The sequence below is a fragment of the Cutibacterium avidum 44067 genome (assembly GCF_000367205.1).
Lineage (GTDB): Bacteria > Actinomycetota > Actinomycetes > Propionibacteriales > Propionibacteriaceae > Cutibacterium > Cutibacterium avidum.
On record NC_021064.1, the window covers coordinates 1,066,558 to 1,088,176 of the forward strand.

The 21,619-nt window shown below is 62.2% G+C and carries 21 protein-coding genes and 1 tRNA gene; 8 read left to right on the forward strand and 14 right to left on the reverse strand.

Going from position 1 to position 21,619, the window contains the following annotated elements:
* Positions 1 to 82 precede the first annotated feature (82 nt).
* Positions 83 to 1,486 carry a dihydrolipoyl dehydrogenase gene (gene lpdA / locus PALO_RS04880; protein WP_015582649.1) on the reverse strand — a complete coding sequence of 468 codons (1,404 nt, stop codon included), beginning with the start codon at positions 1,484 to 1,486 and terminating at the stop codon, positions 83 to 85.
* 151 nt (positions 1,487 to 1,637) lie between these two features.
* Here lpdA and PALO_RS04885 point away from each other — a divergent pair, with 151 nt between their 5' ends.
* Positions 1,638 to 3,164 carry a helix-turn-helix domain-containing protein gene (locus tag PALO_RS04885; protein ID WP_015582650.1) on the forward strand — a complete coding sequence of 509 codons (1,527 nt, stop codon included), beginning with the start codon at positions 1,638 to 1,640 and terminating at the stop codon, positions 3,162 to 3,164.
* Here the strand turns inward: PALO_RS04885 and pdxY are convergent.
* Positions 3,101 to 3,976 carry a pyridoxal kinase gene (gene pdxY / locus PALO_RS04890; RefSeq protein WP_015582651.1) on the reverse strand — a complete coding sequence of 292 codons (876 nt, stop codon included), beginning with the start codon at positions 3,974 to 3,976 and terminating at the stop codon, positions 3,101 to 3,103. The genes PALO_RS04885 and pdxY overlap by 64 nt on opposite strands.
* A gap of 65 nt (positions 3,977 to 4,041) precedes the next feature.
* On the opposite strand from pdxY, the gene PALO_RS04895 reads away from it, so the two are divergent.
* Entirely contained in the window at positions 4,042 to 4,836 is a 795-nt protein-coding gene (locus PALO_RS04895; RefSeq protein WP_004811250.1) for a glycerophosphodiester phosphodiesterase family protein, read from the forward strand.
* 161 nt (positions 4,837 to 4,997) lie between these two features.
* Positions 4,998 to 5,330, forward strand: coding sequence for an RNA polymerase-binding protein RbpA (locus PALO_RS04900; RefSeq protein ID WP_004811252.1), 333 nt, complete (start codon positions 4,998 to 5,000; stop codon positions 5,328 to 5,330).
* Between the two features lie 105 nt (positions 5,331 to 5,435).
* On the opposite strand, the gene PALO_RS04905 is transcribed toward PALO_RS04900, so the two are convergent.
* From PALO_RS04905 to metX, 5 genes are read right to left on the reverse strand one after another with little or no spacing between them, the layout of a single operon-like run.
* A complete protein-coding gene (locus tag PALO_RS04905) occupies positions 5,436 to 6,254 on the reverse strand; it encodes a polyprenol monophosphomannose synthase (RefSeq protein WP_004811255.1) in 819 nt (272 codons plus the stop codon).
* Complete coding sequence (gene lnt / locus PALO_RS04910) at positions 6,235 to 7,824, reverse strand: apolipoprotein N-acyltransferase (RefSeq protein ID WP_015582653.1); 1,590 nt, start codon at positions 7,822 to 7,824, stop codon at positions 6,235 to 6,237. Before lnt ends, PALO_RS04905 begins: the two co-directional genes overlap by 20 nt.
* Entirely contained in the window at positions 7,821 to 8,312 is a 492-nt protein-coding gene (locus PALO_RS04915) for an Lrp/AsnC family transcriptional regulator (RefSeq protein ID WP_015582654.1), read from the reverse strand. Before PALO_RS04915 ends, lnt begins: the two co-directional genes overlap by 4 nt.
* A complete protein-coding gene (gene metW, locus PALO_RS04920; RefSeq protein WP_004811259.1) occupies positions 8,309 to 8,959 on the reverse strand; it encodes a methionine biosynthesis protein MetW in 651 nt (216 codons plus the stop codon). The genes PALO_RS04915 and metW overlap by 4 nt, the downstream gene beginning before the upstream one ends.
* Positions 8,935 to 10,161, reverse strand: a complete 1,227-nt coding sequence (gene metX, locus PALO_RS04925) for a homoserine O-acetyltransferase MetX (RefSeq protein WP_015582656.1) — start codon at positions 10,159 to 10,161, stop codon at positions 8,935 to 8,937. The genes metW and metX overlap by 25 nt, the downstream gene beginning before the upstream one ends.
* A 67-nt stretch (positions 10,162 to 10,228) precedes the next feature.
* On the opposite strand from metX, the gene PALO_RS04930 reads away from it, so the two are divergent.
* The gene (locus PALO_RS04930; RefSeq protein WP_041710029.1) at positions 10,229 to 11,446 is read left to right on the forward strand and encodes an acetyl-CoA hydrolase/transferase C-terminal domain-containing protein; all 1,218 of its coding nucleotides are present in this window, start codon (positions 10,229 to 10,231) and stop codon (positions 11,444 to 11,446) included.
* On the opposite strand, the gene PALO_RS04935 is transcribed toward PALO_RS04930, so the two are convergent.
* From PALO_RS04935 to prcB, 7 genes are all read right to left on the reverse strand, one after another.
* Positions 11,447 to 12,295 (reverse strand): HAD family hydrolase, encoded by an 849-nt coding sequence (locus PALO_RS04935; protein ID WP_023032715.1) that lies wholly within the window; start codon positions 12,293 to 12,295, stop codon positions 11,447 to 11,449. It abuts the gene before it with no gap.
* Between the two features lie 78 nt (positions 12,296 to 12,373).
* Positions 12,374 to 12,447 (reverse strand) — tRNA-Pro (locus PALO_RS04940).
* Between the two features lie 63 nt (positions 12,448 to 12,510).
* On the reverse strand, positions 12,511 to 13,881 hold the full coding sequence (gene der, locus PALO_RS04945) for a ribosome biogenesis GTPase Der (protein WP_015582658.1): 1,371 nt from the start codon (positions 13,879 to 13,881) through the stop codon (positions 12,511 to 12,513).
* 64 nt (positions 13,882 to 13,945) lie between these two features.
* Positions 13,946 to 14,617 carry a (d)CMP kinase gene (cmk, locus tag PALO_RS04950; protein WP_015582659.1) on the reverse strand — a complete coding sequence of 224 codons (672 nt, stop codon included), beginning with the start codon at positions 14,615 to 14,617 and terminating at the stop codon, positions 13,946 to 13,948.
* 62 nt (positions 14,618 to 14,679) lie between these two features.
* Positions 14,680 to 15,843, reverse strand: a complete 1,164-nt coding sequence (locus PALO_RS04955) for a prephenate dehydrogenase (RefSeq protein ID WP_144010455.1) — start codon at positions 15,841 to 15,843, stop codon at positions 14,680 to 14,682.
* Positions 15,764 to 16,441 carry a proteasome subunit alpha gene (gene prcA / locus PALO_RS04960; RefSeq protein WP_015582661.1) on the reverse strand — a complete coding sequence of 226 codons (678 nt, stop codon included), beginning with the start codon at positions 16,439 to 16,441 and terminating at the stop codon, positions 15,764 to 15,766. The genes PALO_RS04955 and prcA overlap by 80 nt, the downstream gene beginning before the upstream one ends.
* Positions 16,438 to 17,277: a proteasome subunit beta gene (gene prcB, locus PALO_RS04965; RefSeq protein ID WP_015582662.1), complete on the reverse strand. Its 840-nt coding sequence runs from the start codon at positions 17,275 to 17,277 to the stop codon at positions 16,438 to 16,440. Before prcB ends, prcA begins: the two co-directional genes overlap by 4 nt.
* 143 nt (positions 17,278 to 17,420) lie before the next feature.
* Between prcB and PALO_RS04970 the strand changes: the two genes are divergently transcribed.
* Genes PALO_RS04970 through PALO_RS04985 form a run of 4 tightly spaced genes read left to right on the forward strand, consistent with a single transcriptional unit; the run spans position 17,421 to position 21,528 of the window.
* A complete protein-coding gene (locus PALO_RS04970; RefSeq protein WP_021108458.1) occupies positions 17,421 to 18,041 on the forward strand; it encodes a TetR/AcrR family transcriptional regulator in 621 nt (206 codons plus the stop codon).
* Positions 18,041 to 18,949 (forward strand): ATP-binding cassette domain-containing protein, encoded by a 909-nt coding sequence (locus PALO_RS04975; RefSeq protein ID WP_015582663.1) that lies wholly within the window; start codon positions 18,041 to 18,043, stop codon positions 18,947 to 18,949. Before PALO_RS04970 ends, PALO_RS04975 begins: the two co-directional genes overlap by 1 nt.
* Before the next feature lie 3 nt (positions 18,950 to 18,952).
* On the forward strand, positions 18,953 to 21,139 hold the full coding sequence (locus PALO_RS04980) for a YhgE/Pip domain-containing protein (protein WP_015582664.1): 2,187 nt from the start codon (positions 18,953 to 18,955) through the stop codon (positions 21,137 to 21,139).
* On the forward strand, positions 21,136 to 21,528 hold the full coding sequence (locus PALO_RS04985; protein WP_015582665.1) for a DUF3054 domain-containing protein: 393 nt from the start codon (positions 21,136 to 21,138) through the stop codon (positions 21,526 to 21,528). Before PALO_RS04980 ends, PALO_RS04985 begins: the two co-directional genes overlap by 4 nt.
* The last annotated feature ends 91 nt before the right edge of the window (positions 21,529 to 21,619 follow it).

Here is a 21,619-nt window from a genome sequence, read left to right on the forward strand (position 1 = left end):
TTGGCAACACCGGGGCTAGTGGCCCAGACGCCGAGGCGGGGCCCCGTCACCAGGACCCCGCCTCAAGCCATACATGAGAACGTCAGATGTTGATCATCTCTCCGCCGATACCCTCGACAGCATCCTTGAGGGCCTCCGACAGGGACGGATGCGGGAAGATGTTGCGGGCGACCTCGTCAGTGGTGATATCCCACATCTGTGCCACGGTGAGGGCCGGGATGAGCTCGGACACGTCGTGTCCGATGATGGTGGATCCCAGCAGCTCGTTGTGACGGGCGTCGGCGACGACCTTGACGAAGCCGGACCCGTCACCCATGCCCCAGGCCTTGCCGTTGGCCGAGAACGGGAACCGTGACACCTTGACGTCGTAGCCCTGTTCCTTGGCCTGGGCCTCGGAGTAGCCGAAGGTGGCGACCTGCGGCTGACAATAGGTGACCCGAGGGATCATGGCGTAGTTGATGGGCATGGTCTGCGCCCCGGCGATGGTCTCGGCGGCGACGACGCCCTGGGCCTCGGCGGTGTGGGCCAGCATGAGCTTGGCCGTGCAGTCACCGATGGCGTAAATGCCCGGGACGCTGGTGCGCATGAAGTCGTCGATCTCGATGGCGCCGCGTTCGGTGAGCTTGACGCCGGTGGTCTCCAGGCCGTACCCCTCGACCCGCGGGGCGAAGCCGACGGCCTGCAGGACTCGGTCGGCCTCGAGCACGGTGGACTCGCCACCCTTGGCCGGACTCACCGTGACCTTGACCTTGTCTCCCGAGTCGTCGATCGACTCGACCTTGGTGCCGGCCATGACCTTGACGCCGAGCTTCTTGTAGGCCCTGGTGAGTTCCTTGGAGACCTCGGGATCCTCGTTGGGGACCATCCGGTCAAGGTACTCGACGATGGTGACCTGGGCACCGTAGTTGGCCAGGACGTAGGCGAACTCGGTGCCGATGGCGCCAGAACCAGCGATGATGATCGATCCGGGGACCTCGTCGGAGAGGATCTGCTCCTTGTAGGTGACGACGCGGTCCGACAGCTGGGTTCCCGGCAAGGTCTTGACGGTGGACCCAGCGGCGATGATGCAGTTGTCGAAGGTGATCTCGTCGGACACCTGACCCTGCCCGTCCTTGACGACGACGGACTTGGGCCCGGTGAACTCGCCCCACCCGGAAAACTCGGTGATCTTGTTCTTCTTCATGAGGTAGTGGACACCCTTGACCATCCGGTCGGACACCTCACGCGACCGGCTGTAGGCCTTGCCGAAGTCGACGGAGATGTCGCCGCCGATGCCGAAGGCGCCAGCCTCCTTTGTGACGATGTGCGCAAGTTCCGCGTTGCGCAAAAGCGACTTGGTGGGGATACAGCCAACGTTGAGGCAGACACCGCCCCAATATTCCTTCTCGATGATGGCGGTCTTCTTGCCGAGCTGAGCGGCACGAATGGCGGCAACGTAGCCGCCAGGGCCAGCTCCGAGGACAACAACGTCAAAATGTGAGCTCATGGGTAACACTCTAGTGGGAAGGTCGGTCTGTGACGATGATCTCACTGAGGAGACTTCTGTCGGGTTGCGACTGGCCCCTTCTGCCCCGCGGTTCAACCTCAGATCTGATATATCCTTGTCGGAAGACTTCATCTCGTCGAAAGGATCTGCTGTGGACAACATCACCCCAGCTGCCGTCGGTCGCCTCATCCGCGACGCACGCAAGCAGCGCGGCATGACGCAGAACCAACTGGCGGAGCTCCTCAAGACCTCCCAGAGCGCCATCCACCGGGTCGAGTCAGGCACACAGAACCTCTCGCTGGAGTACATCAACCGCATCGCCGAGGCCCTTGAGTCCCCCATCATCACCCAGCCGGGTGGCGGCACGATGAACTACCGCATCGAAGGCGGCCGCCAGCTCGAGGGCTCCATCGAGGTGCGTTCCTCCAAGAACGCTGCCGTTGCCCTGCTGTGTGGCTGTCTCATCAACCGTGGCCGCACTGTGTTGCGCGGAGTCGCTCACATCGAGGAGGTCAATCGCATCCTTGAGGTGCTGACGTCCATCGGCGTCACCTACGAGTGGTCCGAGGACGAGCGCGACCTCACCCTCATTCGTCCTGCTGAGCTCAACCTTGACGACATGGACGTCGAGGCCGCCCGTCGCACCCGAAGCGTCATCATGTTCCTCGGCCCACTGATGCGCTTCTATGACTCCTTCAAGCTCCCCTACGCCGGCGGCTGCAACTTGGGCGCCCGTACCGTCGAGCCTCACCTCCAGGTCCTGCGCGCCTTCGGTCTTGACGTCGTCGCGACCGAGGGTTTCTACCAGTGCCACATGACGGATCGCACGGTCAAGGAGCGTCACATCGTCCTGACCGAGCGCGGCGACACCGTTACCGAGAATGCTCTGCTCGCCGCAGCCCAGACTCCGGGCGTGACGATATTGCGCAACGCCAGCCCGAACTACATGGTTCAGGACCTGTGCGTCTTCCTGTGCCAGCTCGGCGTCAAGATCGAGGGCATCGGGACGACGACCCTGCGCATTCGTGGCGTCGAGAACATTGATGTCGACGTCGAGTACGCGCCGTCCGAGGACCCGATCGAGGCCATGAGCCTCCTCACGGCAGCCGTCGTCACCAAGTCCGAGCTGACGATCACCCGCTGCCCCATCGAGTTCCTCGAAATCGAGTTGGCGATTCTCTCCGAGATGGGTCTGGACTTCGATCTCTCCCCCGAGTACGTCTCCCACAACGGATTCACCCGTCTGGTCGACGTCACCGTCCGCCCGAGCGAGCTGCGCGCGGTCGCGGACAAGATCCACCCGATGCCCTTCCCGGGCCTCAATATCGACAACCTGCCGTTCTTCGCCGTCATCGCCGCGGAGGCCGAGGGCCAGACCCTCATCCACGACTGGTGCTACGAGAACCGGGCCATCCATCTGCTCGAGTTGGGCAAACTCGGAGCCGACGTCCAGCTCCTCGATCCGCACCGACTCATCGTGCGGGGACCGACGCGCTGGCGCGGCCGTGAACTCATCTGCCCACCGGCCCTGCGCCCGGCCGTCTGCCTGTTGTTGGCTGCCCTGGCCGCCTCCGGCGAGACGACCCTGCGCGACGTCTACATGATCAACCGCGGTTACGAGGACCTACCCACCCGACTCGGGGCACTGGGAGCCAAGATCTCCGTCTTCCACGGCTGAGCCGAGGCGTCCTCGGGCGACCAGTCCAATTCGTCACCGGGATGGTTCCAGGTGCGCTCGAGGACCGCATGGACGACGCCTGCAGCCTTGCCGAGTGCAGTCTCCGGGGACTCCCCTGCGACGAGCTGAGCCGTCAGGACTGCCGTCGTCAGGTCGCCAGCGCCGTTGAAGTGACGGTCGATGAGGGGACCATGGGTCACAATGGTCCGTTCCCCCGCCACCGCAACCATGGCCAGCCCGTCACCGTTCTCGTCCTGATGCGGTACTGAGGTGACGACGACGAATTTCGGGCCATCAAGGCCACGAGCGGCGTCCACGATCTCGTCAATCGTGAGCGGCATGGTGTCGGTCAGGATGCCGAGCTCGGCCACATTCGGCACAAGGACGTCGGCACTCTGGACAGCCTCTTTCATGAAAGCCACGGTGTCGTCAGGAACGTAAGTCCTCACCTGATCACCAACCATGTCTCCCATGACGGGGTCGCAGACCCACATGGCATCGGGATGGTGCTCCCGGCACTTCTCCACGGTCCGCAAGACGGTGGGACCGGTGAGAGCCGTGAGGTAACCCGACAAGACAGCGTCAACATGCTTGAGCTCGCCGTTGGAGTTGAGGGCGTCAACCATGCCGTTGATCTGCTGAGCATCGATCGGGATACCGGCGACGCTGGAACGGCCGTTGTGGTTGGACAGCAGAGCCGTGGGCATCCCCCATGCTCGGACCCCCATGACGCGCATCACCGGAACTGCGATGCTGTTTCCGACGGTTCCCTGGACGACATGGGACTGCAATGACAAGACGGTGGGGCTCACGCATGACACTGTAGTTGCCATGGCGATCACGGATCCGGACCATCTCAGGGGCAGAATGTATGGCTGTGCGAGCCACTGACTACCCGTATTGCCAACGTCCGTTCACCGTTCTTGCCCATCGGGGCGGAGCCGGAATGATCGTCAACAAGGGGATCGAGAACACCCTGGCGGCTTTCGGACATGCGGTGGATCTCGGGTGCACCCACCTCGAGACTGATGTTCACGCCACCAGTGACGGTGTCCTCATGGCCTTTCATGACCCCATTCTCGACCGGGTCACCGAGTCCAGCGGTGTCATTGCGAAGATGCCGTGGCACACGGTCAGACAAGCCAGCGTCGGCGGAGAGCCCATCCCCACACTCGATGACGTCCTCGACGCCTTTCCGGAATCCTTCATCAATATCGACATCAAGCACGACGCCGCCACCATGCCCCTCATCGAGGTCCTTTCCCGTCACCGGGCCTGGAATCGGGTCTGCGTCGGATCGTTCAGCAGCAAACGCATCCGAACGTTCCGCCGGTTGGTGCGCGAGCGCACGGCCACCGCGGTGGGACCGGTCGGAGTTGGGTGGGCCGTCGTCGGACCGAACAGCCTCCAGATGGCCGAATCTCGAGGCGACGCGTACCAGGTCCCCCATCGTGTGAGCCGGTACGGTGTTCCCCTGGTGACGCCGACCTTCGTTGCCGCTGCCCATCGCCTCGGTCGAGCGGTTCACGTCTGGACGATCAACGAGGTGTCAGAGGCTCGAGAACTCATGGACATGGGAGTCGACGGGATCGTCACGGATCGTCCCGACCTCATGTGCGACTTCGCGCGCATTCACCAGCCCAAGGACGCCCCGACACTCATTCCACGGTGAGTCGCGGCGAGCTGAATGCCCAACTGGTCACAGCTTGTTCCACGACGCGAACGCCCGTCCCGAAATTCGGTTCTGCTCCCGGAATTTGTGGCTTGTGGGATGCTGGACCCATAGACGACGGCCCAACCAGGGCCTGACGCCTACGACCAGGAGGGAGCATCATGGCCGACCGTGCACTGCGAGGCATGGGTTTGGGATCCAAGAGCTTCGAGGACGAAGAAGGCGTTGAGATGGCCGAACGCCAAGAGATTGGCTTCGACTGTCAGAACGGTCACCACTTCGACCTCACCTTCTCCACCGAGGCAGATCTGCCGAGCTTGTGGGAGTGCCCGCGCTGTGGCGCTGAGGCGCTGCGGAGCGACGGCACCGATCCTCAGCGGAAGAAGCAGAAGCCGCAGCGCACCCACTGGGACATGCTTACTGAGCGTCGCTCAATCCCCGAACTCGAGGAATTGCTTGCTGAAAGGCTGGAGGAGATCCGTAAGGGGGATTGATCCTCGGCCAGAACCCTGGGGCGACCCCGAGTCAGCGTGTCGTGGCCCCGAAGAGCATGAGAGTGCCCAGCAGAGAAGGGGCACTCTCATGTGCTCTGGTTGGCCTCAGCGCTTCAAACGACGGTCCTTGATGTCGCCGGCAACCTGCTCAGCCCGTTCGAGGGCGACGTGCCCGAGATCCTTGAGCTGGTGGGAACGATAGTCAACCCCCCACAAGGTGGTGCGAAGCAGAGCCTCGACGACGATTTCCTTGCTCATCTTGGAGTTGCCGTACTCGCGCTCGATGAACTCAATCGGCACCTCGGCGACGGTCATGCCCTTCTTGAGGGTGCGCCACGTCAGGTCGAGTTGGAAACAATAACCGGCCGAGGCAACCTCGTCCAGACCGATCGTCCGCAGGGTGTTCGCGCGGAATGCGTTGAATCCACCGGTGGGATCCTTGACACCAATTCCCAGGCACATCCGGGTCCACAGGCCGCCACCACGCGAGATGAGCTCACGGTACTTCGGCCAGTTCACGACGGACCCACCCTTGACGTAGCGAGATCCCTTGACCATGTCGGCATGTTTGAGGGCCTCGAGGAGCAACGGCAGTTGCTCGGGTTGATGGGAGCCGTCGGCATCCATCTCGACGAGGACGTCGTAGCCGTGGTCCAGACCCCAGTGGAACCCGGCAAGGTAAGCAGAACCGAGTCCTTCCTTGCCCTTCCGATGCATGACGAGAACGTGATCGTCTGCAGACGCCAGACGGTCGGCAATCTCGCCGGTGCCGTCCGGAGAGTTGTCGTCGGCGACGAGAACATCGACCTTCGGATTAGCACGGCGGGTGCGCGCGACAATCGTCTCGACATTCTCCGCCTCGTTGTAGGTCGGAATGATGACGAGGACCTTATCGAGCCGGACCTCAGTGTCGGTGGCGAACATTCCTCTCCGATCTGTTGTTTGCTTGTGCGAGCATATCGCGGCGACGTCGAATCACCGACACCACTGTCGCACCAGCCGCAACGAGAACGACGACGACCCGTAGCCACGTCCCCATTCTCACGGCCAGCGTCAGCCCGGACTCCTGCGGAACCTGCACCGTGAAATTGGTGTGCGCCCCCTCTTCGGTACGCAGGGCTACTGAGCCATCCGGATTGACCAACCCGGAAAAGGAATTCGTCGTCGAGATGATGATGTGTCTCCCCGTTTCAACCGCGCGCGCTCTGGTGATCTGCCATTGCTGGGGAGTTTGGGCGGTATCGATGAATGACGAGTTGTTGGATTGAACCGCAAGAATTCTTGCCCCATGGCGAACCGTGTCCGCGACAGTGTCGTCATAGGCAACCTCGAAACAGACCACCACGCCGACCGGGACTTTCGTCCCAGAAATAGTCGAGTCAAGGACACCCGGAGTCGTCCCCGGAACGGACTGGCGTCCAATATTCTCCAATATGGGAATGAGCGGCAGGAAGAATGACCTGGCGGGAATCCACTCACCGAACGGCACCAAGTTGCGTTTGTGATAGATGGATGTCGGCTTGGGTGACGACGCCGGCCACCACATCGACGTCGTCTGGCGCTCGTCATCGCCGGGTCCGTCGGTCACTGCTCCCACGAGGATTGGCCGCTTCGAGATGGCCAGCGCCCCTATGACGATCTGGTGACTCTCAACGTCGAGAATTGGATCGATGTCGGTGGAGTTCTCGGGCCACAGGATCATGTCGGGTGCGCCCTTGCCTGAAACCCGTTGCTCGGCGACGGCCATGATCGTCTGGGACAGATGATTGTCCGTGACGGACCGGGCATAGCCCATCGCGTAGGGACCGGCAGTACCGTCCACTCCCCCTTGGACGACGAGTACCCGAACGCTGTCATCATGAGTGTCGCGTGTGGCGATCGCCCCCGACACGGTCGCCAGGACTGCGACGACGACGAGTTCTGCCATGAGGCCAACCGCATTATTGACACGCCGCTTTCCTCGGGCAGCGATGACACGCGCCAAGAGGGCTGCCGCCAGGGCGACAAGAAGACTCGTCCCCGTCGTCCCGGCCCACCTCAGGGCTCCGACCCATGGGGTGTCGACGACAGTCCAGGCCAGCCGAACCCAGCCGAAGCCCCCAAGCGGGACCGCAGCGGCTCCCACTTCTGTGGCCGTCCAGACCATAGCCTGGAACAAAGGTGCGCCGGGCAGGACGCTGACGCAGCGGATGGCCCACCCGGCCAGGAGACACCACAACGCCATGACGGCAACGAGAAGCACCGCCACCGGAGGGCCCATGACGCCGACCCAGGCGATGGTGGTGGCGAACAGGCCGAGACCGAAGAGGTATCCCAGACCGGCCGCGGCACGGCCTGTCGTGGGACGGACGAGCAGGATGAGTGCGGCGAGTCCTGGAATGACGAGGATCCACCAATCCAGCGGCTGGAATCCAGTACCTGTGGCGGCGCCGGCGACAAGTGCAGCCAGGCCGCGCAGCCACGACGTGCGCGGAAGGTGGGAGAGGTGCGTCACCGGGTACCCAGCATGCCGAGATCGTCGAACATGGTGTCGAGGACGACGACCGTTTCCGTCCCGCAGTGACACTCCTTGCGGATGCGGGTGACCAGCTGGTCGAGGTGACTGGTGTTGGGCGCCTGAACTCTCGCCAGGTAGGAGGCCGCGCCAGCGATGGAGTGGCAGCCTCGCACCTCCGAGAAGGTCCTCAAGATGTCGGGGATCCTCTCGTCCTCCTCAGGATCGATGGGGTTGAGGAAGATAAAAGCCGTAATGCCTGCGCCGATGGCTTCCAGGTTGAGAGTGGCGTGGTAGCCGCAGATGATTCCCTTGGCTTCGAGCCTCTTGACGCGCTGCTGGGCGGCTGAGGTGGACAAACCTGTCTGATGTCCGAGCTCGGTCCACGACATCCGACCGTCTCCCTCGAGCAGACTCAGGATCTGCCGGTCGGTGGCTTCCAAGATCGGCGACCGATCCTCGTCCTCCTCGTCGTGGTGCTTGGTCATGAGTGGCTCCTCCCTGTCCCCGGTTCGGCCCAGTGGGATCTCAGCACGTGAATGGTAGATCCGGCGAGCAAATTCGGTGCCGCAGATGCTACCCGGGACGGGCGACCTCGGCCGTCGAGGCAGACCCTTTCGACGATCTCCAGGTCGAACTCGGCGAACCAGTCCTCGAGGTCCGCCACGCCGGAATACGACTGGTTGGGGGTGTCATGCCAGGAGTACGGCAGATCGTGGGAGGCCGGCATCCTGCCTCCGATGATCTTGAGTCGGTTGCGCCAGTACACGAAGTTCGGCACGAGCAGGATGAGCAGGGTGCCGATGCGTGCCATTTCCGCTAAGACGACGTCAGGAGAGACGACGGCCTGCAGGGTCTGCGACAAGATGACGACGTCGTAGGAGTCGTCGTGGAACTCCCCCAGGTCCTCGTTGAGATCCATCCCCAGTACCGGCACCCCCGCCGACATCGCGGTGGCCAGGGAGGATTGATCCAACTCGACACCGGTCCCCAGACAGTCTCGGGTGGTGATGAGGTGACGGAGCAAGGAGCCGTCGCCACATCCAAGGTCAAGGACGCGGGAATGGGACGGCACGAGTGAGGTGATGATGCGTTGATCGGGACGGAGTGTCACAGCGTCGTCTCCCTCGTGCACAGGTGGCCGTCGAAATGTGGTGCCCGCGGTGATGCCCTCATTGGCAACCAATCGGCGGTGAGGAAGGCCCTGACGAGGTCGTGGTAGGGGTCGAGCTTCATGAGGAAGGAGTCGTGGCCCCACGACGAGGCGATCGTTGCGAAACTCACTGGTAGCCCTCCTCCCTCGAGATGACGGGCGATCCGGCGTGAGTGGGCCGGGGAGAATCGCCAGTCGGTATCGAAGCAGATGACGAGGAAGTTGACCGGATCTGCCACCAGTGCGTCGGTGGCCCCGGCGCGGCCGAACGGGTCGAAGTAGTCCATGACCCGAGTCAGATAGACGTAACTGAGTGGGTCGAATCGGGTGAGGAAGGCCTCGCCCTGGTGATCAAGGTATGACTCGACGGCGAAGTTGATGCCGAACCCGCGTTCCACCGATTCGGACTGACGAGACCGTCCGAACTTCTCGGCGAAGGCGTCCTCGGACAGATAAGTGATGTGAGCGAGCATCCGCGCGATCGACAATCCGGTGTTTGGGCGGACGTCGTCATAGGTGCCATCCGCAAAGGCTGGATCGCGCAGGATCGCCTCACGTCCCACCGCGGAGAACGCGATGTTCTGGGCCGTCAGCCCGCTCGACGAGGCAATGATGATGGCGTTGTCCAGGGTTGACGGGTACGTCAGCGACCAGTCGAGGGCCTGCATACCGCCCATGGAGCCGCCGACAACGGCGTGAAAGTGCTCCACACCCAGGTGCTCGGCGAGTCGCAGGTGCACTTCGACGAAGTCGTGCATATCGATTTGAGGGAAATCGAGTCCCCAGCGTTTTCCAGTGTCCGGATTGGTCGAGGCCGGTCCAGTCGTACCGGAACAGCCTCCCAGCAGGTTGGAGGCGATGACGAAGAAGCGGTCGGTGTCGATGGCGCGACCCGGTCCGATGATGTTGTCCCACCACCCTGGGCGATCCGCTCCCGGGTGGAAACCTGCTGCGTGGGCGTCTCCGGTGAGAGCGTGACAGATGTACACCGCATTGTCACGAGCTTCATTGAGGGTGCCGTAGGTCTCGTAGGCGACGGTGACGTGATCGAGACGGCCACCTGCGATCAGATGGAGAGGGTCGTCCGGCGTGGCAACCGTCGCGTACTTGGTCTCGACGGTCCCGACTCCGGGGCCTACGGGGCTGGTTCTGTGCGCTGGCAGACGGGGTGACATCGTGACCATTCTGCCAGTTCTCGTCGTCGCGCCCACCATGTGAAGGGTCCCAGCCACTACGCTCTTTGTCGTGCGCATGATGGATCAAGTCAGCCTTGAACGCGTCTTGCGGGGTGTGGCAGGCCAGCCGCGGGTGGTCTGTGGCGGTTCGGGGGCCACTCCCCTACCACTCCTGGGCATCATCGACCGATGTGTCGAGACGTGGCGGTTGGTGTGCATCAATGCGCCAGTCGGTGTACCCACACGCAAGGACGTCGTTCACGAGACGATCTTCATCGGCCCGGGTGGTCGACGTGCCGAGAGCCTCGAGTATGTCCCCTGTCGTTTGAGCCTGGCACCGAGCCTCTACGAGGAGCGACTCGCACCCGACATCCTCGTTCTGCACACCAGCACTCCACGCAATGGCACCGTGAGCATGGGCATTGAGGTCCAGGTGTTGCCGGCCGCCCTCGACGCGGCCAAGCGGCGAGGTGCTCTCATCATTGCCCAGGTCAATCCGAACATGCCCCATGTCCTCGGCGACGGAATCGTTGACGTCGATGACATTGACATCGGCGTTTTCGTCGACGCTTCCCTGCCAACTGCCTCCATGCCGTCCCCGGGTCCGCTGGCCCGCCAGATCGGTGACCGGGTGGCTTCCCGGATCCGTGACGGCGCCACCCTCCAGGTGGGGATCGGTGCGGTTCCTGACGCCGTCGTCGCTCAGCTGCCCGAGGACATCCACGTGGGCGTGTGGACCGAACTCCTCACCGACTCCATCCGTCTCCTGGACGAAGCTCACACCTTGGACGATCGCGTCGTCACCGGCACCTTCGCGATGGGAACACCCGCCTTGTACGAGTGGCTCGACGACAATCCGCGGGTACGGTTGCTGCGCTGCGAGACCACGAATGACCCCGGGATCATCGCTGGCCAGCCCAAGGCCACCAGTGTCAATACGGCTTTGCAGGTGGACCTGTTCGGTCAGGTCAACGCAACTCGAGTCGGTACCAAGATCCATTCCGGAGTCGGTGGATCCACCGACTTCCTGGTGGGCGCCATGCACTCCCCCGGCGGTCAGGCCCTCATTACCATGCGCAGTTGGCATCCGAAAGCCAACCGTTCGACGATCGTGGACACGCTTGATTCACCGGTTTCGGCGATCCAGCCCTCGGTCATCATCACGGAGCAGGGCACGGCTGAGCTGTTCGGAAACTCCCAGAATGAGCAGGCTCGTCAACTCATCGAGAACACTGCCCACCCGGACGCCCGCGACCATCTCTGGCAGCGGGCCCGGGAGTTTGGGTTGGCCTGATCAGGCGTCGGGTACTTCGACGTCGAGGAGCTCGGCGAGGACCGTGATGACGCCATTCTCCTTGTTGGACGGAGCAACGTAGTTCGAGGCCTCAATGATGTCGGGATGGGCGTTGGCCATTGCGAAGGACCACTTCGCCAGCGGCATCATCTCAAGGTCATTGAGGAAGTCGCCGAAGATCGCCGTCTGGTCCGGGGTGACACCCAGATCGGCCTGCACAGCCTTGACGGCACTGCCCTTGTTCACGCCGGGGTTCATGATGTCGACCCAATTCGGGGTGGCAAGGATGACCTGGTGGTCAGGGGCGATGCGCTGCATCGTCGGGTGAGTGACCTCGGATGCCTCGCCGAAGTCATAGATGGACAGCTTGATGACGTCGCCGGTGTGCTCGGTGAGGTCATCGACGACGGTGTGGCTGTGGTAGTAGGTCGCGACGTGGGAGACAAAAAGGTCATCCCCGCGCTCGAGGTATGCGATGGACTTGGTCGCGACGACCAAACCGACGTCATGCCCATCTTCGACGAGCCTTCGAACTCCCTCAATCACCTCGTGCGCAAGGTCGGGGTCGATGATCGATGAGGAGACGTCGGCGCCATCGCGGACGACATAGGTACCGTTCTCCGAGATGATTGGCATCCCGTCGAGGTGGGAATGGAACATCGTGGACAGGGTGGCGCACTGGCGTCCGGAGGCCGGTACGAAGGCGACGTCACGATCCTTCATGATCTCCAGGAGTGGCCACAGCTGGGCTGGGATGTTCCCCTCGCCGTCGAGGAGGGTGCCATCCATGTCGGAGATGACCAGTCGGAGATCGTCGGCGGGGGCAGGAAACGGGGTTGGCTTCGGCATGTCCACCCGCTCAGAATAGCGACGTGGAATATAGACGACTGATGCCTGGCGAGAAAAACATTCCCACCAGGCATTTTGTCGGGCTGACAGGATTTGAACCTGCGACCCCTTGACCCCCAGTCAAGTGCGCTACCAAGCTGCGCTACAGCCCGATCGGATCGCTTGGCGACCCGAGGAAGTACACTAGCGTACTTCGTCTCCTACGACCAAATCCGTCACTTCTTGTTGCGCTTCTCACGCGGACGGATTTCGACATGCACTGGCGATCCGGCGAAGCCGAAGTCCTCGCGCAACCGCCGGATGATGAACCGCACGTACCCCTGGTCGAACATTCCGGAGGTGAACAGAGCGAAGGTCGGCGGGCAGTTGTGAGCCTGAGTGCCGAAGAGGATCCGCGGCTGTTTGCCACCACGAACCGGGTGCGGGTGTGCAGCCGCCAGACGTCCGAGGAAGGCATTGAGCTTGCCGGTCGAGACCCTCGTCTCCCAACCTGCGGCAGCCGTCTCAATGGCCTTCTCGAGCTTGTCAACGTTGCGACCTTTGAGAGCAGAAATGTTGATCCGGGGAGCCCACGCATAGGCCTGCACATCCCGTTCGATCTCGCGCTCCAGGTAACGCCGACGCTCGTCGTCAGTCAAGTCCCACTTGTTGTAGGCGATGACCATCGCGCGTCCGGCCTCCTCGACCATCGTAAGGATGCGCAGATCCTGGTCACTGATCGACTCCGAGGCATCGATGACGACCACACACACCTCGGCGCGCTCGATGGCGGCCTGGGTGCGCAGGGAGGCGTAGTACTCGTGCCCGGAGGCCTCCTTGACCCGTTTCCGCAGACCTGCGGTGTCGATGAACTGGTACAGGGTGTTGCCAACGGTGACGAGCTCGTCGACCGGGTCCACAGTCGTACCGGACACGTCTGAGACCACGGCGCGGTTCTGACGGGCCAGTCGGTTCAGCAGCGAGGATTTGCCGACGTTCGGCTTGCCCACGATGGCGACACGGCGCGGACCACCTGTCGTCTCATAACTGGCCGGGCTTTCCGGGAGCACCTCGATGAGGGCGTCGAGCAGATCACCCGACCCACGACCATGCATGGCGGACACCGGGTGAGGCTCCCCAAGACCGAGGTTCCACATCGTCGCGGCCTCGGCCTCGCCACGCACGTCGTCAACCTTGTTAGCTGCGACGACGACGGGCTTGCGCGACTGCCTCAGCACCTGGACGACGGCTTCGTCCTCATCCGTCGTACCCACGTTGGCGTCAACGACGAACAGCACGGCATCGGCCGTCGAGATGGCCAACTCTGCCTGTTCGGCGATCATTGCGGCCATGCCCGATGCGTCGGAGGCCCATCCTCCGGTGTCAACGAGGACGAACTGACGGCCGGACCACTCGGCGTCATAGGACACTCGATCTCGCGTCACGCCGGGGACGTCCTGCACAACCGCCGCTCGACGTCCAAGGATGCGATTCACGAGGGTGGACTTACCCACGTTGGGTCGTCCCACGACGGCGACAACAGGCTTGGGAAGAGCCTCCTCGATGCCGTCGCTGGGGCCGTCGAAGAACTCGGGCGAGTCGGACATGAGGACACACTCCTGCTAGGGGACTGAACCACGGTACACGGTCTCGCGCCCGCGGAAACGTTGCTCAGCGCAGCGACTGAGGAACCAGGCCGATGACGGCGTCGATGACCTGCTCCAGATTGAGGCGGGTGGAGTCGATCAACGTAACCCCTTCCGCCGGCTGCTCAAAGGTCGATACCGTCGAGTCGTCACGGTCGCGACGCACAATCGAGTCGATGACCTGCTCCATGTCGACCTTCTCCCCCAGCTCGGCCTGACGCCGAGCGATGCGGACGGCAGGATCGGCCACCAGAAGCACCCTCACCTGGGCGTCGGGGCACACCACCGTGGTGATGTCGCGCCCTTCCATGACGATCCGTCCGCACTCCGTCGCGATTTGGCGCATACGAGCGGTCAAGGCGTCACGGACGGGCTGGATCGTGGCCACCGCAGACACCTTGGCGCTGGTGTCTGGATGCCGAATCTCCACAGTGACATCTTCCCCGTCGATGACGACGAGGTCGTGGTCGGCAGAGGTGTCGATGTCCAACCGGCAGGTGCGAGCCACCTCAATGGCGTCGGACGGATTGGTCTTCGGATCAATTCCCAGATGAGCGACGCGACAAGCCACCGCACGATACATCGATCCGGTGTCCAGATGGGCCGCGCCGAGGCGATTGGCAACCCCCCGAGAGGTCGACGACTTGCCTGACCCGCTGGGCCCGTCAATGGCGATGACAAGAGGTGAGGTTGACACGTTCTGCCTGCCTTTCAATGGCGATCCGACGAGGCGAGACTATCGGCATCCACCGACAGCAGTCAGGAACGCACCGTCCATCCCTGATCGCGCATTGACACCGTCAGCTGCTCAGCCCGATCGGGGGCAACATCGATCGACAGGAAACCGACCTCACGGGCCAGATCGTGCTCGACCGAGAGGTCCTCGACGTTGATACCAGCAGCCTCGACATCAGCGAACAACCTCGCCAGGGCACCAGGCGCATCGGGAATCTCGACGACGACCGCCGTGGTCTTCATCATCTCGTGACCATGCTTACCGGCGACTTTGCGTGCCCCCGACTGCCCGACGCCGAGGAACTCCTCCAAGAGATCGGGGTCGTCGAGGCGAGACAACAAGTCGTCGAGGTCGGCGCGAATGGCCTCCAACTGGCTACGCACCTCGGCCCGGTTGGCGTTGAGGATCTGGCGCCACATGGCGGTCTGGGAACGAGCCACCCGCGTGACGTCACGGATGCCTGATCCAGCGAGCCGCAGGTGCTCAGGACGTGCATGCCGCAGATTGGCCGCCGTGAGGATGCTCATGAGGTGAGGAAGGTGAGACACCTCGGCCACGGCGCGGTCGTGCTCGTCAGCATCCATGCTCACCACACGAGCGCCGCACGTCCTGGCCAGAGCAATGACCTGCTCGACGTCATCATGCCGGTTGTCAGTACGGGGAGTCACCACCCAGGTGCGGTCGACGAACAGTTCGCCGGAAGCTGTCAACGGGCCTGTGTACTGAGTGCCAGCCATGGGGTGTGAGCCGACGTACCTGGTGACATCGACATCTCGACCAGCTGTCAAGTCGATGAGTTCGGCGAGCACCGCTCCCTTGACCGACGCGGTGTCCGTGACGACGGCGTGGGGATGACGGTTGAGGCGCTCGACGATGGTCGAGGCGACAGCGGCGGGCGGGGTTGCCACCACGACGACCCGATACGCATCGTCGTCGAGGCCGTCCAGCTGGCCTGCGCCACGTCCGGCCGCCACCAGGGCGTTGCCGCGATCGATGTCCCACAGGTGGACGTCAGCCCCCGCGGCGACGAGGGCTTTCCCGACTGACGCACCGATGAGTCCTGCACCGACGATGAGAATGGGACCCCTCAAGGCCAGTGCAACGTCCTCAGGACTCGTCACTGTCAGCCTCCAGCACGGTGGCAGCGTCGAGACGACGGAAGTGGCGTCGGGTCGAGGCGTGGCGATCGAGCAGTCCCACTTCGATGCTCTCTGGTTCAGCCTCAAGAACGCTCACCGAAGCCCGAACGACCTCAGACACCGACGCATGGTCCGGCAGGTCGAAAGAGTCCTCAGAAGCCACCCCCATGAGAACGGGATCAGTGCTGGCACGCACGGTCCCGTCGAAGTCAATGGTGTAGAAGCGGTCCTCGGAGGGAACGAGGCCGAGCTCTGCCACGGTCACCTGGACCTGGTAGGGCTTGACCTCAGGGCGGGTGAAGACCTTGCCGATGATGCGGGAGTACATGCTCGCCAAGCTGCGTCCCGTGACGTCAAGTCGGTCATAGGCGTAGGCACGAAGATCGGCGAAACGAATGCCCGCCACCCGCAGGTCCTCGGCCTCATGGAAGATCCCGACCGCGGCAAAGGCAAGCCGATCGTGAATCTCGGAGATCGACCTCATACCCCTGGGAAGATCTGCACCACTCTGACGGGCAACCAACGCAATGCCCTCCACGCAACGAGCGACGACGATGCCGTCACCTCCATCACGGATCGAATCAGACACGAAACTGGCCCGGTCGGCCACCCACTGACTCGGTGGAACGTAGGCAGGAATCGTCATGACTGGACCTCCTCGTGCTCCGTCTCGGCGGTGATCTCGTCGACGACCCGCTTCGCCAGCACCGCGACTTCCTCGGTGGGAATCCGCGTGACACCGGTGGAATCGGCATGTGCAACGGTCGGGTACAGACCACGAGACAAATCAGGTCCCGACAGGGCCGAGGTGGTGTTGTCGCTGATGGCGGTGTGCAGAGCGCGAATCGCAAGCATGATGGCTTCGTCGCGATCCATCCCAGGGCGGTAACCGTCATTGAGGACATCGGTGGCGAACAGAGTCCCGGACCCGACGCAGGCGTGAGCGTGCTTCTCGGTGCATCCACCCGTTCCGTCATAGGAAAAGATGCGTCCACGGTGAGCGAGGTCATCCCACCCGGCCAGCAACGGCGTCACAGCCATACCCTGAGCCATCATCGTGCCGTTCGAGCGCACCAGACTCGACAACCTCGCGGCTCGACCGTCCATGCTGATCCGTTGTCCCTGGATCTTCTCGAGGTGATCGACCTCGGCCTGGAAGAGACGAATCATCTCCCCCGAGAGACCCGCTGCGCCTGCAACTCCGGTCACACAGCGATCATCGGTGCCGAGAATTCGGTCAATATCTCGCTGATTTGGGCGCCGCGTCATCGCCGATCCGAGGTCGGCGGCGGCTATCACACCCCCGCTGCAACGGATGGCCAGCACCGTTCTGCCGTGCCTCGACAGCTCAGGAACACTGGTGTCCACCGTCGTCGTAGGCAGCAGCTCAGGGGCCACACGCCTCAAGAACAGGGCAAACGAATCGGTGGTTGTACTCGAGGTGAGGTAATCCTCATCGAGATCGGACAGCGACAGTGGCATGACCCTCCTCGTCACGGATGCACTCGGGATTTCCAGCCTAGCCGACCGATTTGGGTACAGACCCCGATGCAGATACCATCGGTATCCGATACCAGTGGTACTGCCCACGATCCCCTTGCTCTTTCGAAGGACGACAACCCGTGATGCCTGCCGCAGTGGAAAGACCTCATCGCGACGAGGTCAAAAACCGCATACTCGTCGCTGCCACCGAAAATTTCGAACGGGACGGCTATGCCGGCGCGAGTCTGCGCCGCATCGCATCGGATGCCGGATTCACCAAAGGGGCCGTGTATTCCAATTTCGGGTCCAAGCCCGACCTCTTCGGACAGGTGTGCACCGAAAGGCTTGCCAGTGGCGAGAGGGATGTCGTCGATGCCCTCTCCCCCATCTTGTCGAGCGGTGGCAGCCCCGACGAGGTCATGAGGCAGATCAGCGAGAAGCTCACGGAGATCCTCCTGGAAGATGCTCCGTGGCAGGTCATTCTCGCGGAATTCCGTGCTCTGGCCCGCCATGACGAGGAGATCGCCGAGGCCTACACAAAACTGCAGAAACAGCGGATCGCTCAACTGGTCGATTTGACGACCCAGTACTGTGTACTCGACCGCGTCAAGTCCGCGGAGGATGCCAACCCACGCAGCCTCGCGGTGGTGGTCCTCAGCCTGGTCAACGTGCTTGCCCTGGAACACTCCGTGGCCAGTGCAGTCATTGACCAGCAGGTCATAACGGATGTCATCGAACGTTCAATCAGGGGGTTCCTCCAGTGATGCGTTTCTCGAAACGTCCTCCGGTCGACACCCAGGCCCTTGAGGACGCCTCGGGAGTGGTGCTCCACGCCCGCGACTTGAACGCCCATGGGCGGCAAGGAATGATCTTCGGGCCTCTCGACATGGACCTCGCGCCGCGTCAGCTAGCCGTCATCCATGGCCCCGCCGGCGCCGGAAAGTCGGCCCTGCTGCTGGCCCTCTCCGGACGGTTCCGCAGAACGCGCGGGACCCTCATCATCGACGGCATTGATGCGATGGCCGAGCCCTACCGCGCCATTCATCGCACGTCCGTGGCCCGTATCGCCGATTACGTGGTCCCGGAGGATCGCCTGACCCTCAATGAATCAGTCGCTGAGCGATGCCACCTCGATGCTGTCAACCTCAAGACAGCCGAGAGCAGGGTGCGTCAGATCGAGGAAATCGTCGGTTTCCGCATTGACCGCTCCTGCGAGTTCGAGCAGCTCGAAGCCATTGAGCGTGCCGTGGCGTCGGTGGCTCTTGCCATGCTGAGGGAGACGAAGGTAGTCGTCATTGACGATGCCGATGTCATGGTTCCCCACAACCAGCAGAGATTGTTGTTCGAGATGTTCTCAAAGCTCACCGAGCTCGACGACTCGACCATCATCGCCGCGACAGTGGATGACGACATGGCGCCGCCCGGATCCCTCGACGTCGAACTGCCGGCCCACAACCGTGCCCATGCGGTCAAGGACATTCATGGCAACAAGGATGTTGACGGTAATTCTCGCGACCCGGAAGCCCCAGAAGTGACACAGATTCCTCTTGACGGAGAGGAAGAAAAAACCAAGCACGAGGTCGACACCAAGACCGATTCCGCGCCTGAAAAAGAAACCGAATACAACACTCCGACGGAAAATACCCATACCGATGACTCCCCCCGGAGATAACGCATGCTGACTCGATTCATCAGACTCGTACAGTTCGAGTTTCGGCGTTTCAAAGGACGCTCCAAGCTCGGCCTCATCTTCATTCTCATTATTCCGCTGCTGTACGGTGGTATTTATCTTCACGCCAACTGGGATCTTTATTCCAATACCGACAAGGTGAAGATTGCGATCGTCAATCATGACAAGCCGGCCACGTTTGATGGTCGGACCATCGAAGGTGGCAAGGAGTTCCAGGAAACTCTGAAGAAGAATCCGCGATTCGACTGGCAGTTCCTCGGAACCGATGAGGACAAGGCCTATCAGGGTCTTCGTGACGCCGAGTACTTCATGGTCATCGAGGTACCCGAGAACTTCTCGACGAGCATCGTGTCTGCCGGTGACTTCAAGCCGGCTCGGGCGACACTCAAGCTCCACCGTGACGACGCAAACGGATTCATCATCGGTCTGTTGACCTCACAGGTTCAGACAGCCCTTGAGCAGGCCTTGGACCAAAGTGTGTCCGAGACCTACTTCAATGCACTTTTCGTCAACCTGGGCGTCATCAAGGACTCATTGACGAAAGCGTCCGAGGGCTCAGCAACACTCGACTCCGGCATGAAAACCCTTGACGCCGGCGTCAATGAGATGAACACCAAGGTCCTGGGGGCGACCAAGGCCGTTGGCGACTCCACCGCAACCGTCAACAAGGTAAATTCCGCACTGGCGAACGCCGATTCGGCAGCGGCCAAGACGTCGATGGCAGTGAGCCAGACCCGGGTGGGTGCCCAAGCCATCACCGGCGCCGCACAAAGCGTCATGGCCGATGCCCAGGCCGTCAATTCTGCAATGATTCCGCTCATCAACAATGTGACCAAGAACCTTCCTGCTTTGCAGAAACAGGCCGGTAACCTCGTCTCGGCGACGGCGACGTTGCAGAATCCCAACGGGAATTCTGTCGTCAAGATTCAGCACGATGTGACCGGGGCGGCGAACAAGGCATCGGCTCTTGCTGCCAAACATCCTGAACTTGCCGATGATCCTGACTACATCGCATTGACCAAGCAAATCAATGGCGCCGCAAGTTCAACGACGACCGTGTCGTCCAATATTGCGGCGGTCGCAAATATCTCGGCCGGCCTCAATCTGAGCCTCAATCAGCAGAATGCTGACACCCTGGCCGACAATGCCAAGGCCTCGCTGAACCGTCTCAACAAGGATGCGCAGCAGGTCAACAATGGCCTTGAGACGATCAACGGTGCCATGGACAACGCTGATTCAGCTGCCCAGGATCTCAACAAGGCTGTCAACAACGCCACCGACGCCGGCCGCGACTTCACCGCGAAAGCTCCGGAAATTGCCTCTGGCGTCATGCAGTTGAGCAATGGTCTGGGGCAGCTCAAGGCGGGTGCTGACGCTCTGTCCAAGGGAGCGACAAAGCTCCATCAGGGCCTCGATACCGGTGCCAAACAGATACCCGGCATGACGGATGACCAGCGCACCAATCTGGCCAATGTCATGAGTTCCCCGGTCGACGTCGAGCAGACCATCCTCCACTCCGCGAAGTACTACGGACGTGGCCTCGCGCCGATGTTCTTCTCCATCGCCATGTGGATCGCCTGCATCTCGACCTTCCTCGTCGTGCGTACCTTCTCCGGTCGTGCCATGACTGGTCGGGCCAATGCCCTGTCGATCGCGCTCGTCGGCTTTGGCCCGCTGGCGGTGATCGCCTTGGTTGGTGCGTACATCATGGCCTTCGGCGTCTGGTTGACCTTGGGACTCGACCCGGTCCATCCCTGGTACTTCATAGGTTTTGTGACGTTGGCATCACTGTCATGGATGATGCTGGCCTTCTGGATGCGACTCATCTTCGGCTCGCCACAGACAGCCATCTTCCTCATCCTCTTGGTACTCCAGCTGCCCACATGTGGCGGAACCTTCCCTGTCACGATGCTGCCGCCGGTCTATCAGAAGCTGGCAGTCGTCATGCCGATGAAGTACTCCGTCGACGCCTTCCGCGTCCTCATCTCAGGTGGACCGATGTCGACGATGGCGCTTGGATTCGCCGTCGAGGGTGGCATCCTCATCATCTCGACGATCATCACCCTGGCCCTTGTCCATCGCCACAAGCTGTTCCGCATGCGTGACCTGCACCCGCCGATGATCACATCGACCTCCACGGCCGACTTCGCCTTCTCCGTGAGGCCGCGATGAATGACGAGCTGGCATCGCCCTCGGTACGACGGGCTCTCGTCGCCGACATCATCTGCGTGATCCTGTTCGCAACGATTGGACGGGCCAACCACGGGGAGGCCCTCTCCCCCGGTGGCCTGTTACGAACCGGCACGCCGTTCGTGCTGGGCCTTGCCGTCGGTTGGGTCATCGTCGTGACAGCTCGTATCCCGGCACAGCGCTGGCTGGCTGGACTGGTTTTGTGGGCGTCCACCCTCCTCGTGGGAATGGTGGTTCGCTACTTCACCGATCAGGGGGTGGCAGTCGCCTTCATCATCGTGGCGGCAAGCTTTCTGGCTCTCACCCTCATCGGGTGGCGAGCCATGATGATCGGCACCAGGACGGCGCGTCGCAGGAAACGGCAGGTGTGACGGCAAGAGGGCCGGCGGGTGAACCCCGCCGGCCCTCTTCTGTGGTTGTTGATGAAACCGTGCGGTTGAACGCGTCAGCGGCACAGCCACA

Coding starts and splice junctions, on each gene's coding strand:
- prcB (WP_015582662.1), bottom strand. CDS start 17,277: ATGCCACTGTCGCTGTCCGATCTCGATGAGGATTACCTCACCTCGAGT.
- der (WP_015582658.1), bottom strand. CDS start 13,881: ATGTCCGACTCGCCCGAGTTCTTCGACGGCCCCAGCGACGGCATCGAG.
- PALO_RS04900 (WP_004811252.1), top strand. CDS start 4,998: ATGGCCGACCGTGCACTGCGAGGCATGGGTTTGGGATCCAAGAGCTTC.
- PALO_RS04985 (WP_015582665.1), top strand. CDS start 21,136: ATGAATGACGAGCTGGCATCGCCCTCGGTACGACGGGCTCTCGTCGCC.
- PALO_RS04980 (WP_015582664.1), top strand. CDS start 18,953: ATGCTGACTCGATTCATCAGACTCGTACAGTTCGAGTTTCGGCGTTTC.
- PALO_RS04930 (WP_041710029.1), top strand. CDS start 10,229: ATGATGGATCAAGTCAGCCTTGAACGCGTCTTGCGGGGTGTGGCAGGC.
- PALO_RS04970 (WP_021108458.1), top strand. CDS start 17,421: ATGCCTGCCGCAGTGGAAAGACCTCATCGCGACGAGGTCAAAAACCGC.
- PALO_RS04975 (WP_015582663.1), top strand. CDS start 18,041: ATGCGTTTCTCGAAACGTCCTCCGGTCGACACCCAGGCCCTTGAGGAC.
- prcA (WP_015582661.1), bottom strand. CDS start 16,441: ATGACGATTCCTGCCTACGTTCCACCGAGTCAGTGGGTGGCCGACCGG.
- PALO_RS04915 (WP_015582654.1), bottom strand. CDS start 8,312: ATGACCAAGCACCACGACGAGGAGGACGAGGATCGGTCGCCGATCTTG.
- PALO_RS04935 (WP_023032715.1), bottom strand. CDS start 12,295: ATGCCGAAGCCAACCCCGTTTCCTGCCCCCGCCGACGATCTCCGACTG.
- PALO_RS04905 (WP_004811255.1), bottom strand. CDS start 6,254: ATGTTCGCCACCGACACTGAGGTCCGGCTCGATAAGGTCCTCGTCATC.
- lpdA (WP_015582649.1), bottom strand. CDS start 1,486: ATGAGCTCACATTTTGACGTTGTTGTCCTCGGAGCTGGCCCTGGCGGC.
- metX (WP_015582656.1), bottom strand. CDS start 10,161: ATGGTCACGATGTCACCCCGTCTGCCAGCGCACAGAACCAGCCCCGTA.